The following is a 13,678-nucleotide window of genomic DNA, read 5'->3' as shown; positions in this document are numbered from 1 at the left end:
TCAATCCCCGTCCATCTTCAGCGCCGCGATGAAGGCTTCCTGCGGGATTTCGACCTTGCCGAACTGGCGCATGCGCTTCTTGCCGGCCTTTTGCTTGTCCAGCAGCTTGCGTTTGCGCGAGGCGTCGCCGCCGTAGCACTTCGCCGTGACGTCTTTGCGCAAAGCTCTAACCGTTTCGCGGGCGATGATCCGGCCGCCGATCGCCGCCTGGATGGGGATGACGAACATGTGCTGGGGGATGAGCTCCTTCATCTTCTCGCACATGCCCCGGCCCCGGCTTTCGGCGCGGTCGCGGTGGACCAGCATCGACAGGGCGTCGACGGGCTCGGCGTTGACCAGGATCGACATCTTCACGAGGTCGCCGGGCCGGTAGTCCTCGACCTGGTAGTCGAACGAGGCATAGCCCTTCGAGATCGACTTCAGGCGGTCGTAGAAGTCGAAGACCACCTCGTTCAGCGGCAGGTCGTAGACCACCATGGCGCGGCTGCCGACGTAGGAGAGCTCGCGTTGCGCGCCGCGACGGTCCTGGCACAGCTTGATCACGCCGCCCAGATACTCGTCGGGGGTGAAGATCGTGGCCTTGATCCAGGGCTCGCTGATGCTCTCGATGTGCATCGGGTCGGGCAGGTCGGCGGGGTTGTGGAGCTCGATCTCCGTGCCGTCGCGCATGTGGATCTTGTAGACCACCGACGGGGCGGTCGCGATCAGGTCGAGGTCGAACTCGCGGGACAGGCGCTCCTGGATGATTTCCAGGTGCAGCAGGCCCAGGAAGCCGCAGCGGAAGCCGAAGCCCAGGGCGGCGCTGGATTCCATCTCGTAGGTGAAGCTGCCGTCGTTCAGGCGCAGCTTGCCGACCGCGGCGCGCAGGTCCTCGAAGTCGGCGGCGTCGACCGGAAACAGGCCGCAGAACACGACCGGCTGGACGTCCTTGAAGCCGGGCAGGGCCTTTTCGGTGGGTCTCTTCTCGTCGGTCAGGGTGTCGCCGACGGCGGCGTCGGCCACTTCCTTGATCTGGGCGGTGAAGAAGCCGATCTCGCCGGGGCCGAGGCTCTCGACGGGGGTGTTCTTGGGCTTGAAGACGCCGACCCGGTCGACCAGGTGGGTCGAGCCGTGCTGCATCATCTTGATCTTCTGGCCGGCCTTCAGGCGGCCGTCGAAGACGCGGACCAGAACCACGACGCCCAGATAGGCGTCGTACCAGGCGTCGACCAGCAGCGCCTTCAGCGGGGCGTTCTCGTCGCCCTTGGGCGGCGGCAGGCGGGTGACGATGGCTTCCAGCACCTCGTGGATGCCGACGCCCGACTTGGCGCTGGCCAGGACGGCGTCGCTGGCGTCCAGGCCGATCAGGTCCTCGATCTGGGCGCGCACGCGCTCGGGCTCGGCGGCCGGCAGGTCGATCTTGTTGAGGACCGGGACGATCTCGTGGTTGTTGTCGATGGCCGAATAGACGTTGGCCAGGGTCTGGGCCTCGACGCCCTGCGAGGCGTCGACGACCAGGATCGAGCCTTCGCAGGCGGCCAGGCTGCGGCTGACCTCGTAGGCGAAGTCGACGTGGCCGGGGGTGTCCATCAGATTGAGGATGTAGGTCTGGCCGTCGTCGGCCTTGTAGTCCAGACGCACGGTCTGGGCCTTGATGGTGATCCCGCGTTCCTTCTCGATGTCCATGTTGTCCAGGACCTGGGCGGTCATCTCACGCGCGGTGAGGCCCCCGGTCTCCTGGATCAGCCGGTCGGAGAGGGTCGATTTGCCGTGGTCGATATGGGCCACGATCGAGAAATTGCGGATGCGGTCGAGAGGCGTCGAAGTCATGGCGCTGCGTCTAGCATATTTGCGCGGTTTCGCGAGTGGCGTTCCTCCCCGGACACGGCTGGCCCGCCTCACGCGGTTGGCCGCTGAGGTGATGGAAAGGGTCGCGGAGCGCCGGACACCGTCCGGAGTTTGAAAAAGAATACCGTTTCGACGAAGCCTGACGCTCCGCGCGGTCGTTATCCGGAAGCTCGCGACGCTGAGCCCTGTTAGGGCCTCGCCGCCTTGAAGCCTCCGACGGGCGGGCCAGGTCAACGAACCCCGGTCCCGGACCGCGGGCGCGTCACCGCCCGCCTGCTGCTAGGTCAGCCCTCACGCCACGCCGTTTCTGTGTTCCATGCCCGGCCGGCCCTGGAGACGTGAGGTTTGATGTTGTCCATACCCACGCGGACAACACCGCCGACAGAGCTGCCCGCTCGATCGCCCCCCGCCGCCGCATCGGTCGCTGGCCATGCGCCCTTTCCATGCGGCGAGGTGGGATCAGGATACGGGCGGTTTGGAGGGTGAGGACCAAATCAGGTCGAGAAAGTTCAGGGCGTTGAAATCGCTGGGGTTTGTTGGCTATGCGCAGAGCGTAAACCCCTTCCCTCSCCCTSGCAGCGCCAGGGTCGGGTGGGGGGCTGCTGAGTCGGCAGAAAAGCCCCGCGTCCGACACCCTGCACCGATCCCCCACCCGTCGGCTTCGCCGCCACCCTCCCCACAAGGGGGAGGGAAGGGCGCTTGTCGGCATCCGTCATGGCAGGAACGGTCATGGTTAACTCGCCGTTAAGCTTCAAGCCGCAAACCCGACTCAAAGGGTTGAGACAGTCTAGGCCGTTGGAATCGTGAGAGAGCACATGGACCGCCGCAAGCTGATCCTTTCGGGCATGGCCACCGCCGGACTGAGCGCCTGCGCCAGCACCGCCCAGGAGCGTCCGGGCGATCCGCCGCGCCAGTCGCAGTACGACACCGGCCGCGCCCAGACCTATTCGGCCGACGAGATGATCCGCAGCGGCTCGGACTTCCTGGGCGTGACCGCCGAAAGCATCGGGGCGGTGATCGAGCGCGCCTTCCGCGACAACGGCCAGCCCACGGGCTACATCGCCGGCGAAGAAGGCTCGGGCGCCATCGGCGTGGGCCTGCGCTACGGCCGGGGCCTGCTGTACATGAAGGGCAAGGACACCCAGGAAGTATTCTGGCAGGGGCCGTCGGTGGGCTGGGACTGGGGCGGCAACGCCAGCCGGGTCTTCACCCTGTGCTATAACCTGCAGTATCCGGACGCCATCTTCCGCCGCTTCCCGGGCGTGGAGGGCACCGCCTATCTGATCGGCGGGCTGGGCGTGAACTACCAGCGCGCCGACACCATCACCCTGGCCCCGATCCGCGCCGGCGTCGGCCTGCGCCTGGGCGCCAATGTCGGCTACCTGGCCTACAGCCGCCAGCGCAACATCCTGCCGTTCTAGCAAGGCCCTCCCCCCGTGGGAGGCGGCCGAAGGCCGGCGGGGGGAGTTCTAGGGACGTCGACCCAGGTCGCGGCCGTCTTCCGATCACTCCCCCCACCACCGTCGGCTTCGCCGGCACCTCCCCCATGGGGGGAGGACTTATAGGCGCTTGGATTCGCGAGAGTTTCTCGCCATTATCAATCTCCACGGGAAAGTCCGGCCGCGCGGGAAGTTCGGTTCGCGGCGGCGGGACCGCGCCGAAAAGCGCGCCCGACGCGAGGAAGCGCCATGTTCGAGCGGCTCAAGCGCACCTGGTTCGTCTGGCTGGCGTTGGCGCTTGTCTGCGCCGTGGTCCTGCCCCGGCTGATCGACGCCAGGGCGGCCCCGGCTTCGCATCGGCCGGCGACCCAGGTCGCCGCGGCGTCGCGCTTCGTCGTCCGCGACCCGAACGGCACGGCCATCGGCTGGCTGAACATCAAATACCCCCGCACGATCCGCGAGAACGAGGAGGGGGTGCTGGAGGCCGAGTACACCACCGGCGACACGCACTGGACTGGCGCGGCCCAGGATGGGGTGAAGGCGGGCGCCGGGGATGCGTACGACTACGGCTACGGCGACGTGCAGCCGCCGGCGGGCATGAAGGTCGAGCTCAGCGGCGCCGACCTGGCCCTGACCCCCGCTCCGACCCACGAGTTCGACGTGCAGCGCATCGCCGCCACCGGCGTCGAGCGGGTCAAGTGGATCGTCTCGCCCAAGGCCGAGGGCGACCATGTGCTGCTGGTGCGCTTCAACGTCACGCCGGCCACGTTCAAGGCCATCCCGATCTCGGCCAACGGCCAGGCGCAAGGGTCCGATCCGCAGATCCTGCTGCCGGTGAAGGTGTTCACGATCTACGGGGTGCCCAAGGCGACGGTGCTGATCGCCAAGGGCGGGGTGGGGCTGGCCTCGTTCCTGCTGACCCTGCCGGCGGCGTTCGTGCTGTTCGAGCGGTTCACCAAGAAGAAGCCCAAGGCGAAGTCGCGGCGCAAGCCGACCGGCGGCGCGCCGGGTTAGTCCGCCGTCACCGTCACGCTCTGGCTGATCATGTTGGCCTGGCCGAAGATGGTCAGGAAGGCCACGTCCGCCGCGTCGCGGCCGTAGGCGATGCGGACCAGGCCGTCGATCGGGGCTAGGCCGGTGGGGTCCAGCAGGCGCCAGCGGCCGCCGACGAAGACCTCGGCCACGGCGTGGAAGTCGGGCGGGTGCAGGCCCAGGGCGTAGACGCTGGCCACCCGGGCCGGAATGTCGCTGGCCCGGCACAGGGTGACGGCCAGGTGGGCGAAGTCGCGACAGACGCCGGCCCGCTGGACATAGGTCTCCAGGGCGGTGGTGCGCCAGTCGCTGCATGGGCGGTATTCCAGGTGTCCGATGATCCAGGCGACGATGGCCGCGACGCGCTCGCCGCCGCGCAGGTTTCCGAACTTCTGGTCGGCGATGGTCTCGAAGGTGTCGGACGGGCAGTAACGGCTGCCGCGCAGGTAGGGCAGGGTTTCGATCGGCAGTTCGGCGACCCGGTGCTGGACGGCGCCGGCCAGGTCCATCTCGCGATCGGCGATCTCGACCACGGCGGTGTAGACGATGGCCAGCCGGCCCTGGTGTTCGAAGGCCACGCGCCGCTCGCCGCTGACCGGGTCGTCGCGGCGCACGAAGGTCAGGGGCGGATCGAAGCTCAGGCGCTCCTCGACAACCGTCTGGTCCGACGCGACGGCGGCCTCGATCTGCAGCAGGGATTCCGCCCGTTCGGGATAGTCGTAGTCCAGCCGCGTCTCGATCCGCACGCGCATCGCCGTCGTCTCCCCGCCGCTTAGGGCAGCACAACGGCCCGCGGGCGCCGAAGGTTCAGTGCTTGGTGATCTTGCCGGCGACCCAGTCCATGACCGCCATCAGCAGGCCGGAGAACACGAACGTCAGGTGTATGCCCATCAGCCAGGCCAGCCGGGGCTGGTCAAACGGAATGTCCGGATCCTCGCTCATCTTCAGGACCGCCTTGAGCAGCGAAACCGCCGAGATGGCCGCGACCGAGGCGATCAGCTTCATCTTCATGCCCGAATAGTCGACCGATCCCATCCAATGAGGCCGCTCGGCATGGGAGGCGGTGTCGATCCGCGACACGAAGTTCTCGTAGCCGGCCAGGATGACGATCACCAGCAGGTTGCCGGTCAGCGACAGGTCGATCAGCGACAGCGCCAGGATGATCGCGAACTCCGGCTTGGAGGTCAGGATGATCGGCAGCTCGTGCATCAGCTCCTGGAAGAACACCAGGATCATCGCGCCCAGCACGACCACCAGGCCCAGATAGATCGGGGCCAGCAGCCAACGGGAGGCGAACAGGCTCCGTTCCAGCCAGCGCTCGGCGAACGGCTTGTTCATGGGCATGGCGCGCGCTCCAGCGGGTTCGCCGGAAGCGAACGTCACCGCAGTCGATGCTGATCTTCCTCAGGCGCCAATCAGGGAAAAGCCGGTTTCGAAGCGGGCGGCGCCTTAGTTCGTCGGCCCTAACCGCCCCAGACCTGCTTCAGCCGCAGGTCGCGGCCGCAGCCCATGCGGTAGGCGTGGTACTCGATCGCGTGGTTCTTGGCGTAGTCGCGGTGATAAGCCTCGGCCGGCCAGAAGGTCTTCAGGTCCAGGATCTGGGCCTTCATCACGCCGGTCTTCAGGCGCTTGGCGGCCTCGGCGCGGGACTTTTCGGCGATCGGGCGCTGGGCCGGGGTGACGAACACCGCCGGACGATAGGACGGGCCGCGGTCGCAGAACTGGCCGCCGTCGTCGGTGGGGTCGACCAGCTTCCAGTATTTGTAGAGCAGGAAGCCGTAGTCGATCTTGGCCGGGTCGTAGGTGACGCGCACCGACTCGTAGTGGCCCGAGGTCTCGCTGGTCACGTCGCGATAGCTGGGCTTGTCGACGTGGCCGCCGGTGTAGCCGCTCTCGACCTTCAGCACGCCGGGAATGCCGCGCATGTCGTTCTCCATGCACCAGAAGCAGCCGCCGGCGAACACGGCGGTCTGCGGCGGGGCGGGCTTCGACGCGGCCAGGACGTCGGCGGGCAGCACGATGGCGGCGAAACTGGCGATCAGGACGGCGATCAGAACGGGCAGGCGGCGGATCATCGGGCGGCTCCGGGAGGACGTGCCTCTAGATACGGATCAGGCGGGCGAAAGGTTACACCCTATCGCCAGCCGAAGCCGACGCCGCGCACCGACGGACAGGCCGACAGGCGGGCGGCCAGGATCTGGGCCCGCTCGTCGCCTTGATCGTCCAGCTCCAGGCGGATGGAAAGGCCCGCGCCGTCCGGCTGGGCGCTCAAGGCGCGCAGACGGGTCTGCTGGACGTTGGCCACGCCCAACACCCGCATCAGGGCGTCGGGCGTGTCGTCGGCGATCACCAGGAACAGCCGGCGTTTGTCGTCTTCTCCGTCCTTGGAGGATTTGAGCGCGCTCACGGCCGCACCCACTGATGCTCGACGCTGGCCGAGGTGACGCCCGGCCAGGCGGCCAGGTCGCGGGCCAACAGTCGGGCGGCCTGGTCGCTGAGGTGACGGACGCGCAAGGACCCCTCGACGATCTGGCCGACCGGCTTCATCGACAGGGCGCACAGCTCGGCCCCGCTGTCGGCCAGGCCCTGGCGGACGGCTTCCAGCGCCGAGGGCGCGTCCTGGGCGGCCAACAGCAGCTGGTGGACGGTGACGCCTTCGTGGTCGGAATTGAAGGCGGGTGGGGAAGGCAGGTAGCTCATGGGTTTCAAGGTCCTTTGGGTTTGTGGAAGGACCGACGACCGCACAGCAAAAACCCCGCTCCTTGTGGGAAGCGGGGCTTTGCGGATCTTGCGATCTTCGGCTGTGGTGGTCGTCTAGTCGACCGCGCGCCTGTGCTGCCCCGTTCGCACACGAACGGTTTTAATCTTGGCCTGCATCATAATGGTGCGCGCGCACGCGATCGCGACGCCGGCGGTGAGGCCGGTCGCGATCAGAACGTTCATGGCCAGCTGCGTAAGCATGATGGCGCGGAAACTCCGTGTGCGATTACACAGTTAGCGTGGGCTTGGGCCCGGCGCAAGGTCTTGCCGTGCTTGGGCGGTGATTGGGGCGTGGTGCGCAAGAAATGTGCGTTCGCGCTCAGGCGGCTAGCACCTGCCCCCTACGGGTCGCTTCGCGACCGTCTTCCCCCAGAGGGGGAAGAGGAGCCGCCGGCGCAACGCGCGTCCTCCGCCCCCTATGGGGGCGGACAGACCGCGAAGCGGTCAGGTGGGGGCAAGTGCGTGAGCCTCAGCCCCGCAGCTTCCCGCCCGCCTTCTCGACCGCCGCGACGATCCTGGCCGACAGGGCCTCGATCTCGGCCTCGGTCAGGGTCTTGTCGCGCGGCTGGACGACGACCTCGAGGGCGACCGACTTGGAGCCTTCCGGCACGCCGGGGCCCTCGTAGACGTCGAACACCCGCACCGCGTCGATCAGCGCCTTGTCGGCGCCGGCCGCGGCCTTGACCAGGTCGCCCGCCGCCTTGGCCTTGTCGGCCACGAAGGCGAAGTCGCGGGTCAGGGGCATCAGCGGCGAGGGCGTGAAGGCCGGCTTGGTCTTGACCGACTTCTTCTTCGGCTCGGGCACGGCTTCCAGGGTGATCTCGAAGCCATAGACCGGGCCGGCCACGTCCAGGGCCTTCAGCACCACCGGATGCAGCTCGCCGAACTCGGCCAGGACCGCCTTGGGACCCAGCTGCAGGCGCGCCGAGCGGCCCGGGTGCCACCAGGACGAGGCCGAGCCCTGGGCGGTCTGCAGCGAAGCGACCGGCGCCCCGATCTCCTCCAGCAGGGCCATCAGGTCGGCCTTGACGGTGAACACGTCTTCCGCGTCCGCCTTGTCCCAGCCGCGCGGGGCCCGGGGGGCCAGGATGGCGGCGATGGTGGTCTTCTGGTCCTGCGGACGGTCGCCGAAGAACACCGGGCCCACCTCGAACAGGGCGGCGTCCGCGAAGCCCTGGCGAGCGTTGCGTCCGGCCGCCTCGATCAGGTTGGGCAGGATCGACGGGCGCATGCAGTCCAGTTCCGAGGCGATCGGATTGGCCAGCACCAGTTCCGCCGCGCCGCCGCCGAACAGCGCCGCGATCTTCTGGCTGGTGAAGCTCCAGGTCACCGCCTCGTTGTAGCCGGCCGCCGCCAGGGCGCGGCGGGCGATGCGGGCCCGGGCCTGGCGGGCGGTCAGCACGCCGCCGACCGCGCGCGCGGCTTCCGGCAGCGGGGTGGAGGGCAGGGCGGCGTAGCCGGCGATGCGGGCCACTTCCTCCACCAGGTCGGCCTTGCCCTGCACGTCGCGGCGGAAAGTCGGCGGGGTGACGCAGACCAGGCTCTCGGCGTGGGTGGCGAACTCGGCGGTCGAGACGTCGGTCGGCGGGGCGATCGTGAAGCCCAGGTCCGTCAGGATCTTCAGCGTGCGCTCGGGTTCGATGGCCAGGCCCGACAGGGCCTCGACATAGGCCGGGTCGAACAGGATCGGGCCCGGCGCGGCCGGAGCCTGCCCTGCCACCACGATGTCCGAGGCCTCGCCGCCGCACAGCTCAAGGATCAGCTTGGTCGCCAGCTCCAGGCCAGGCACCAGCGAGCCGGTGTCGACCGTGCGGGCGAACCGGTACTGGGCGTCGCTGTTGATGCCGGTCGCGCGGCCGGTCTGGGCGGTGCGAATCGGGTCGAACCAGGCGCTTTCCACGAAGACGTCGACGGTGTCGTCCGAGCAGCCGGTGCTCTCGCCGCCCATGACGCCGCCGATGCCGATCGGCCGCTCGCCGGCGGCGTCGGAGATCACCGACATTTCCGGGGTCAGGTCGTAGGTCTTGCCGTCCAGCGCGATCAGGTGCTCGTCGCCGTTGACGCCGTGATGGCCCAGGCGCGCCTCGATCACCGTCCCGACCAGCTTGGCCGCGTCATAGACGTGCAGCGGGCGGGCGCGGTCGTAGGTGATCAGGTTGGTGATGTCGACCAGGGTGTTGATCGGACGCAGGCCGATGGCCTTCAGCCGGTCCGCCAGCCACTTGGGCGAGGGGCCGTTCTTGACGCCCTTGATCAGCCGGCCGCTGAACACCGGGCAGGCGTCGCCGTCGACCTTGAGGCTGATCGGGCAGGGGAAGGTCCCCGGCACGGGGGTGATCGACAGGTCCTTCAGCGTCCCGACGCCGGCCGCGGCCAGATCGCGGGCGATGCCGGCCACGCCCAGCCAGTCGGGGCGGTTGGGAGTGACCTCGAAGTCGATGACGGCTTCCATGCCCAGGGCCTGCGAAGCGGGCGTCCCGACGGCCAGGTCGTCGGGCAGCTCCAGGATGCCCTCGGAGCCGTCGTCGGCCTCCAGCTCGGAGCCCGAGCACAGCATGCCGTTGGACACCACGCCGCGCACCGGCTTCTCGACCAGGGTCACGCCCAGGCCGGGCACATAGGCGCCGATCGGGGCGTAGACCGTGGTCAGGCCCGGACGGGCGTTGGGCGCGCCGCAGACGATCTCCTTGCGGCCGTCGACGGTGTCGACCTGGCAGACCCGCAGACGGTCGGCGTTGGGGTGCTGCACGGCCTCGACGATCTTGGCGACCGTGAAGGCGGCCAGCTTCGAGGCGGGATCGGTGACGTGCTCGACCTCAAGGCCGGCCATGGTCATGGCGGCGACGACTTCGGTGGCCGAGGCGGTGGTCTCAAGGTGGTCCTTGAGCCAGGAAAGGGTGAACTTCATGCCTTGGTTTCCAACTTCAACAGCTGATCGAGGAACAGGTCCGAGCCGGTGAAACCCAGGCCAAGGAACTGGCAGCCGTCGAAGGTGCAATGAGTGACAGGGATGGCGCCGACAACCTGATTGGGGCTGGCGGGGCGCAGGACGATGGCGCGGATGTCGCTGCCGTGGCTTCCGAAGTTGGTGTTCTTGAACTCGACGTTGTCCAACACCAGCACAACCGCGGGGCCGGTTATCAGGCACTTGCGGAAGGTGCGGTCCGAGATCGAGGTCTTGCCCTCGGCCATGCAGGCGCGCGCCAGGTCGTAGAGCGAAATCTCCACGCCCTCGAACACGGTGGCCGTCAGATCGATGTGCGCGGCCGCGTCCATCAGCTCAGTCCCGAAGCGGCGTTCGGCGCGGCGAAGGCGCTGAAGCCGTAGTGGTCCAGCCAGCGGCCGTCCGAGCTGAACATGTCGCGCAGGTCAGGCATGCCGTATTTCAGCATCCCCAGCCGGTCGACGCCCATGCCGAACGCGAAGCCCTGGTACTCGTCCGGATCGATGCCGCAGGCGCGCAGGACGTTGGGGTGAACCATCCCGCAGCCCAGGATCTCGAGCCAGCTGGTCCCCTGGCCGATCTTGATCTCGCCGCCCGAGCGATCGCACTGCACGTCCATCTCGGCCGACGGCTCGGTGAACGGGAAGTGGTGCGGCCGGAACTGCGTCGTCACCGCGTCTGTCTCGAAGAACCGGGCGATGAAGGTCTCCAGGGTCCACTTCAGGTGGCCCATGTGGATGCCCTTGTCGATCACCAGACCCTCGACCTGGTGGAACATCGGCGTGTGGGTGGCGTCGCTGTCGCAGCGATAGGTGCGGCCCGGGGCGATGATCCGGATCGGCGGCTTCTGCGAGACCATGGTCCGCACCTGCACGGGGCTGGTGTGGGTGCGCAGCAGCATGCGCTCGCCGGACTCCTTCGGATTGAAGAAGAAGGTGTCGTGCATCTCGCGGGCCGGGTGCTTCTCGGGGAAGTTCAGGGCCGTGAAGTTGTGGAAGTCGTCCTCGATGTCCGGACCCTCGGCCACGGCGAAGCCCATCTCGGCGAAGATGGCGATCATCTCGTCCATGGTCTGCATGGTGGGATGGACGCTGCCGCGACGGCGGTGCGGGGCGGGCAGGGTCAGGTCCAGGGTCTCGCTGGCCAGGCGCGCGTCGAGGGCGGCGGCTTCCAGCGCGGCCTTCTTGTCGTTCAGCGCGCTCTGCACGCGGTCGCGCAGGACGTTGATCGCCGCGCCGCGCTCCTTGCGCTCGTCGGGGCTCATGGCGCCCAACGTCTTGAGCAGGCCCGAGATCGAGCCGGTCTTGCCCAGGGCGGAGACGCGCACGGCGTCGAGGGCGGCGAGATCGCCGGCGGCGGCGACTTGCGCCAGCACGTCGGCTTCGAGAGTGGTGAGATCGGTCATGACGGGGTTCCGTCTAGAGGATTTGGGGCGGAGGTTGAACCGATACTTGGGGCGGAACCCCTTCTCCTCACCCGCATCGCGGGGGAGGTGGCGCGTCGCGGATACGCGACGTGACGGAGGGGGCGTCCCTGCGGCGGCCGAGCGCCCCCTCCGTCACGATGCTGCGCATCGCGCCACCTCCCCCGTTTCACGGGTGAGGAGAAGAAGGCCAGGCAGCAAAAAGCCCTCCGGCTCGCACCGGAGGGCTCTTCAGATCGCAATCGGGACGAACCCGAAAAGACCTTAAGCGGCCAGGGCGGCGCGGACCTTGTCAGCGATGGCCTTGAACGCGACCGGGTCTTGACCCGCGATGTCCGAGAGGACCTTGCGGTCGATCACGATACCCGCCACGTCCAGGCCGTGGATAAACTGCGAGTAGGTGAAGCCCTCGACGCGAGCGCCGGCGTTGATGCGTTGGATCCACAGCGAACGGAAGGCGCGCTTGCGCACCTTGCGGTCGCGGTACGCGTACTGGCCGGCCTTGTCGACGGCGGCCTTGGCGGTGCGGATGGTGTTCTTGCGGCGGCCGTAGAAGCCCTTCGCCTGTTCAAGAACCTTCTTGTGCTTGGCGTGGGCGGTGACGCCACGTTTAACGCGAGCCATGTGTCAGCGCTCCTTAAAGGCCGTAGGGCAGGTACGAACGGATGGTCTTGGCGTCGGATTCGCTCATGACCTTCGTGCCGCGGTTTTGGCGGATGTACTTGCCGTTGTGGCCGATCAGACGGTGACGCTTGCCGGCGACGCCGGCTTTCAGCAGGCCCGTGGCCGTGATCTTGAAGCGCTTCTTGGCGCCCGACTTGGTCTTCAACTTAGGCATTTCGCGTCGGAGCGCTTAACCGCCCCGTCCTCTAGATAGCATGACGAACCGCCATGGCATGCCAATTGGCCAGGCGGTTCCGGAAAGGCGGGGTTAGTACGGGAAAGGGGCGCGGAACGCAAGCGCCTTACGCGGCGGCCTTGACCCGGCTTTCGATCGTCAGGGCGAAGGCGACCGCCGGCAGCATCAACACCGCCCCCAGCCAGTAGGGACCGCCGATCGCCAGGCCGAACAGCGGACCGGCCAGCATCGGTCCGCCCATGCGGGCCAGCGAGCCGGCGGCCATGTTCAGGCCCAGCATGGCGCCCTGCTTGTCGGGCGGGGTGGCGCGCGAGATCAGGGCCGCGATGCACGGGAAGACCAGCGACTGGCCGAACGCGGTGCAGCCCACGGCCACCGGCACGAAGGCGCTGGTCGGGACGAAGGGCGTCAGGGCCAGGCTGAAGGCGATGATCGTCAGGCCGGCGGTCAGCACCTTGGCCTCGCCGAACCGCCGGGCCAGCCGGCCGGTGATCAGGCCCTGGCCCACCGAGGCGATGATGCCGATCACCGCGAAGCACAGCCCCACCTGGCGCGGACCCCAGTCGAACCGGGCCTGGGTCCACAAGCCGAAGATCGCCTCCATGCCCGCGAAGGCGGCGGTCGAGATCAGGGTGACCAGCAGCACGCGCGACAGCACCGGGTGGGCGGCGGCGGCGGCCAGATGGTCGCGCCGGCGCGTCACGGGGGCGTCCTTGTGGCTGGGCGCCCGGCTCTCGACCACGAACAGGAAGACGCCCAGCGAGGCGATCGCCGCCAGGACCGCGGCGGTCAGCAGCGGGATCTGGAAGGCCAGGCGGCCGGTGTCGGAATGGCCGAAAAACTTGGCCACGCCCGGCAGCAGTCCGCCGAGGGTGGGGCCGACCACGAAGCCCATGCCGAACGCCGCGCCCAGCAGGCCCATGCGGCCCGCGCGCTTCTCCGGCGGTGTGACGTCGGCCATGTAGCCCTGGATCGTCGAGATGTTGCCGGTGGCGCAGCCGCTGAACAGGCGGATGGCGAAGGCCCAGGCGATGTTCGGCGCGAAGGCCAGGGCCACGTAGGACAGGGTGTTGGCCAGGATCGTGACGATCAGCACCGGCCGCCGGCCGATGCGGTCCGACAGCCGTCCCCAGAACGGCTCGGCCAGAAACTGGCCCAGCGAATAGGCCGAGAACAGCGCCGTCACCTGCCAGGGGCTGGCGTTCAGCGACTTGGCGTAGAAGGGCAGCAGCGGGATGACAAGCCCGAAACCCACCAGGTTGATGAACACCACCAGCAGCAGGACATAGAGCGCGCGCGGACTGGTGTCCGGCGTCTTCAGGGTCGTCGGCGTGTCGGGCGTGGAAAGCGTGCTCATCAGGGCGCGCGGTTTACGCCGGATCGCAGGCCCTGGC

At 68.3% G+C, this 13,678-nt stretch carries 15 protein-coding genes and 3 pseudogenes; 4 read left to right on the top strand and 14 right to left on the bottom strand.

Going from position 1 to position 13,678, the window contains the following annotated elements; translation table 11 throughout:
• The gene (lepA, locus tag ASD38_RS09570) at nucleotides 1-1,809 is read right to left on the bottom strand and encodes a translation elongation factor 4 (RefSeq protein ID WP_056442252.1); all 1,809 of its coding nucleotides are present in this window, start codon (nucleotides 1,807-1,809) and stop codon (nucleotides 1-3) included.
• A 91-nt stretch (nucleotides 1,810-1,900) separates the two neighbouring features.
• Here lepA and ASD38_RS25105 point away from each other — a divergent pair.
• The 4 genes and pseudogenes from ASD38_RS25105 to ASD38_RS09560 form a co-directional block, all read left to right on the top strand.
• A pseudogene (locus ASD38_RS25105) lies at nucleotides 1,901-1,999 on the top strand (hypothetical protein); the annotation flags it as partial.
• Between the two features lie 212 nt (nucleotides 2,000-2,211).
• A pseudogene (locus ASD38_RS25100) lies at nucleotides 2,212-2,285 on the top strand (hypothetical protein); the annotation flags it as partial.
• 357 nt (nucleotides 2,286-2,642) lie between these two features.
• On the top strand, nucleotides 2,643-3,248 hold the full coding sequence (locus ASD38_RS09565) for a DUF1134 domain-containing protein (protein WP_056459547.1): 606 nt from the start codon (nucleotides 2,643-2,645) through the stop codon (nucleotides 3,246-3,248).
• 267 nt (nucleotides 3,249-3,515) lie between these two features.
• Complete coding sequence (locus ASD38_RS09560; protein WP_056459544.1) at nucleotides 3,516-4,280, top strand: hypothetical protein; 765 nt, start codon at nucleotides 3,516-3,518, stop codon at nucleotides 4,278-4,280.
• On the opposite strand, the gene ASD38_RS09555 is transcribed toward ASD38_RS09560, so the two are convergent.
• The 13 genes and pseudogenes from ASD38_RS09555 to ASD38_RS09505 form a co-directional block, all read right to left on the bottom strand.
• Nucleotides 4,277-5,050 carry a transglutaminase-like domain-containing protein gene (locus tag ASD38_RS09555; RefSeq protein ID WP_056459541.1) on the bottom strand — a complete coding sequence of 258 codons (774 nt, stop codon included), beginning with the start codon at nucleotides 5,048-5,050 and terminating at the stop codon, nucleotides 4,277-4,279. The two genes, ASD38_RS09560 and ASD38_RS09555, sit on opposite strands and share 4 nt — an antisense overlap.
• A gap of 55 nt (nucleotides 5,051-5,105) precedes the next feature.
• Nucleotides 5,106-5,636 (bottom strand): TIGR00645 family protein, encoded by a 531-nt coding sequence (locus tag ASD38_RS09550; RefSeq protein WP_056442501.1) that lies wholly within the window; start codon nucleotides 5,634-5,636, stop codon nucleotides 5,106-5,108.
• Nucleotides 5,637-5,761: 125 nt separating this feature from the next.
• A complete protein-coding gene (msrA, locus tag ASD38_RS09545; RefSeq protein ID WP_056442498.1) occupies nucleotides 5,762-6,370 on the bottom strand; it encodes a peptide-methionine (S)-S-oxide reductase MsrA in 609 nt (202 codons plus the stop codon).
• A 62-nt stretch (nucleotides 6,371-6,432) separates the two neighbouring features.
• Nucleotides 6,433-6,705: a hypothetical protein gene (locus tag ASD38_RS09540; RefSeq protein ID WP_156390635.1), complete on the bottom strand. Its 273-nt coding sequence runs from the start codon at nucleotides 6,703-6,705 to the stop codon at nucleotides 6,433-6,435.
• Entirely contained in the window at nucleotides 6,702-6,998 is a 297-nt protein-coding gene (locus ASD38_RS09535; protein ID WP_035072771.1) for a hypothetical protein, read from the bottom strand. The genes ASD38_RS09540 and ASD38_RS09535 overlap by 4 nt, the downstream gene beginning before the upstream one ends.
• Nucleotides 6,999-7,112: 114 nt before the next feature.
• Complete coding sequence (locus ASD38_RS24565; protein ID WP_235523803.1) at nucleotides 7,113-7,241, bottom strand: hypothetical protein; 129 nt, start codon at nucleotides 7,239-7,241, stop codon at nucleotides 7,113-7,115.
• Between the two features lie 286 nt (nucleotides 7,242-7,527).
• The gene (gene pheT / locus ASD38_RS09530) at nucleotides 7,528-9,966 is read right to left on the bottom strand and encodes a phenylalanine--tRNA ligase subunit beta (protein WP_056459538.1); all 2,439 of its coding nucleotides are present in this window, start codon (nucleotides 9,964-9,966) and stop codon (nucleotides 7,528-7,530) included.
• Nucleotides 9,963-10,334, bottom strand: a complete 372-nt coding sequence (locus ASD38_RS09525; RefSeq protein WP_056442233.1) for a hypothetical protein — start codon at nucleotides 10,332-10,334, stop codon at nucleotides 9,963-9,965. The genes pheT and ASD38_RS09525 overlap by 4 nt, the downstream gene beginning before the upstream one ends.
• The gene (pheS, locus tag ASD38_RS09520; protein ID WP_056442230.1) at nucleotides 10,334-11,407 is read right to left on the bottom strand and encodes a phenylalanine--tRNA ligase subunit alpha; all 1,074 of its coding nucleotides are present in this window, start codon (nucleotides 11,405-11,407) and stop codon (nucleotides 10,334-10,336) included. The genes ASD38_RS09525 and pheS overlap by 1 nt, the downstream gene beginning before the upstream one ends.
• Before the next feature lie 57 nt (nucleotides 11,408-11,464).
• Nucleotides 11,465-11,536, bottom strand: a pseudogene (locus ASD38_RS24560) (hypothetical protein); the annotation flags it as partial.
• 153 nt (nucleotides 11,537-11,689) lie between these two features.
• The gene (gene rplT, locus ASD38_RS09515; RefSeq protein WP_012285248.1) at nucleotides 11,690-12,049 is read right to left on the bottom strand and encodes a 50S ribosomal protein L20; all 360 of its coding nucleotides are present in this window, start codon (nucleotides 12,047-12,049) and stop codon (nucleotides 11,690-11,692) included.
• A gap of 13 nt (nucleotides 12,050-12,062) precedes the next feature.
• Nucleotides 12,063-12,263 (bottom strand): 50S ribosomal protein L35, encoded by a 201-nt coding sequence (gene rpmI / locus ASD38_RS09510; protein ID WP_007672148.1) that lies wholly within the window; start codon nucleotides 12,261-12,263, stop codon nucleotides 12,063-12,065.
• Nucleotides 12,264-12,390: 127 nt separating this feature from the next.
• Complete coding sequence (locus ASD38_RS09505; protein ID WP_056459535.1) at nucleotides 12,391-13,641, bottom strand: MFS transporter; 1,251 nt, start codon at nucleotides 13,639-13,641, stop codon at nucleotides 12,391-12,393.
• Nucleotides 13,642-13,678 lie beyond the last annotated feature (37 nt).

The organism is Caulobacter sp. Root487D2Y, assembly GCF_001427165.1.
GTDB lineage: Bacteria > Pseudomonadota > Alphaproteobacteria > Caulobacterales > Caulobacteraceae > Caulobacter.
This window is presented reverse-complemented; position numbering and strand designations above follow the sequence as displayed.

Coding starts and splice junctions, on each gene's coding strand:
- lepA (WP_056442252.1), bottom strand. CDS start 1,809: ATGACTTCGACGCCTCTCGACCGCATCCGCAATTTCTCGATCGTGGCC.
- ASD38_RS09565 (WP_056459547.1), top strand. CDS start 2,643: ATGGACCGCCGCAAGCTGATCCTTTCGGGCATGGCCACCGCCGGACTG.
- ASD38_RS09560 (WP_056459544.1), top strand. CDS start 3,516: ATGTTCGAGCGGCTCAAGCGCACCTGGTTCGTCTGGCTGGCGTTGGCG.
- ASD38_RS09555 (WP_056459541.1), bottom strand. CDS start 5,050: ATGCGCGTGCGGATCGAGACGCGGCTGGACTACGACTATCCCGAACGG.
- ASD38_RS09550 (WP_056442501.1), bottom strand. CDS start 5,636: ATGAACAAGCCGTTCGCCGAGCGCTGGCTGGAACGGAGCCTGTTCGCC.
- ASD38_RS09535 (WP_035072771.1), bottom strand. CDS start 6,998: ATGAGCTACCTGCCTTCCCCACCCGCCTTCAATTCCGACCACGAAGGC.
- ASD38_RS24565 (WP_235523803.1), bottom strand. CDS start 7,241: ATGAACGTTCTGATCGCGACCGGCCTCACCGCCGGCGTCGCGATCGCG.
- pheT (WP_056459538.1), bottom strand. CDS start 9,966: ATGAAGTTCACCCTTTCCTGGCTCAAGGACCACCTTGAGACCACCGCC.
- ASD38_RS09525 (WP_056442233.1), bottom strand. CDS start 10,334: ATGGACGCGGCCGCGCACATCGATCTGACGGCCACCGTGTTCGAGGGC.
- pheS (WP_056442230.1), bottom strand. CDS start 11,407: ATGACCGATCTCACCACTCTCGAAGCCGACGTGCTGGCGCAAGTCGCC.
- rplT (WP_012285248.1), bottom strand. CDS start 12,049: ATGGCTCGCGTTAAACGTGGCGTCACCGCCCACGCCAAGCACAAGAAG.
- rpmI (WP_007672148.1), bottom strand. CDS start 12,263: ATGCCTAAGTTGAAGACCAAGTCGGGCGCCAAGAAGCGCTTCAAGATC.
- ASD38_RS09505 (WP_056459535.1), bottom strand. CDS start 13,641: ATGAGCACGCTTTCCACGCCCGACACGCCGACGACCCTGAAGACGCCG.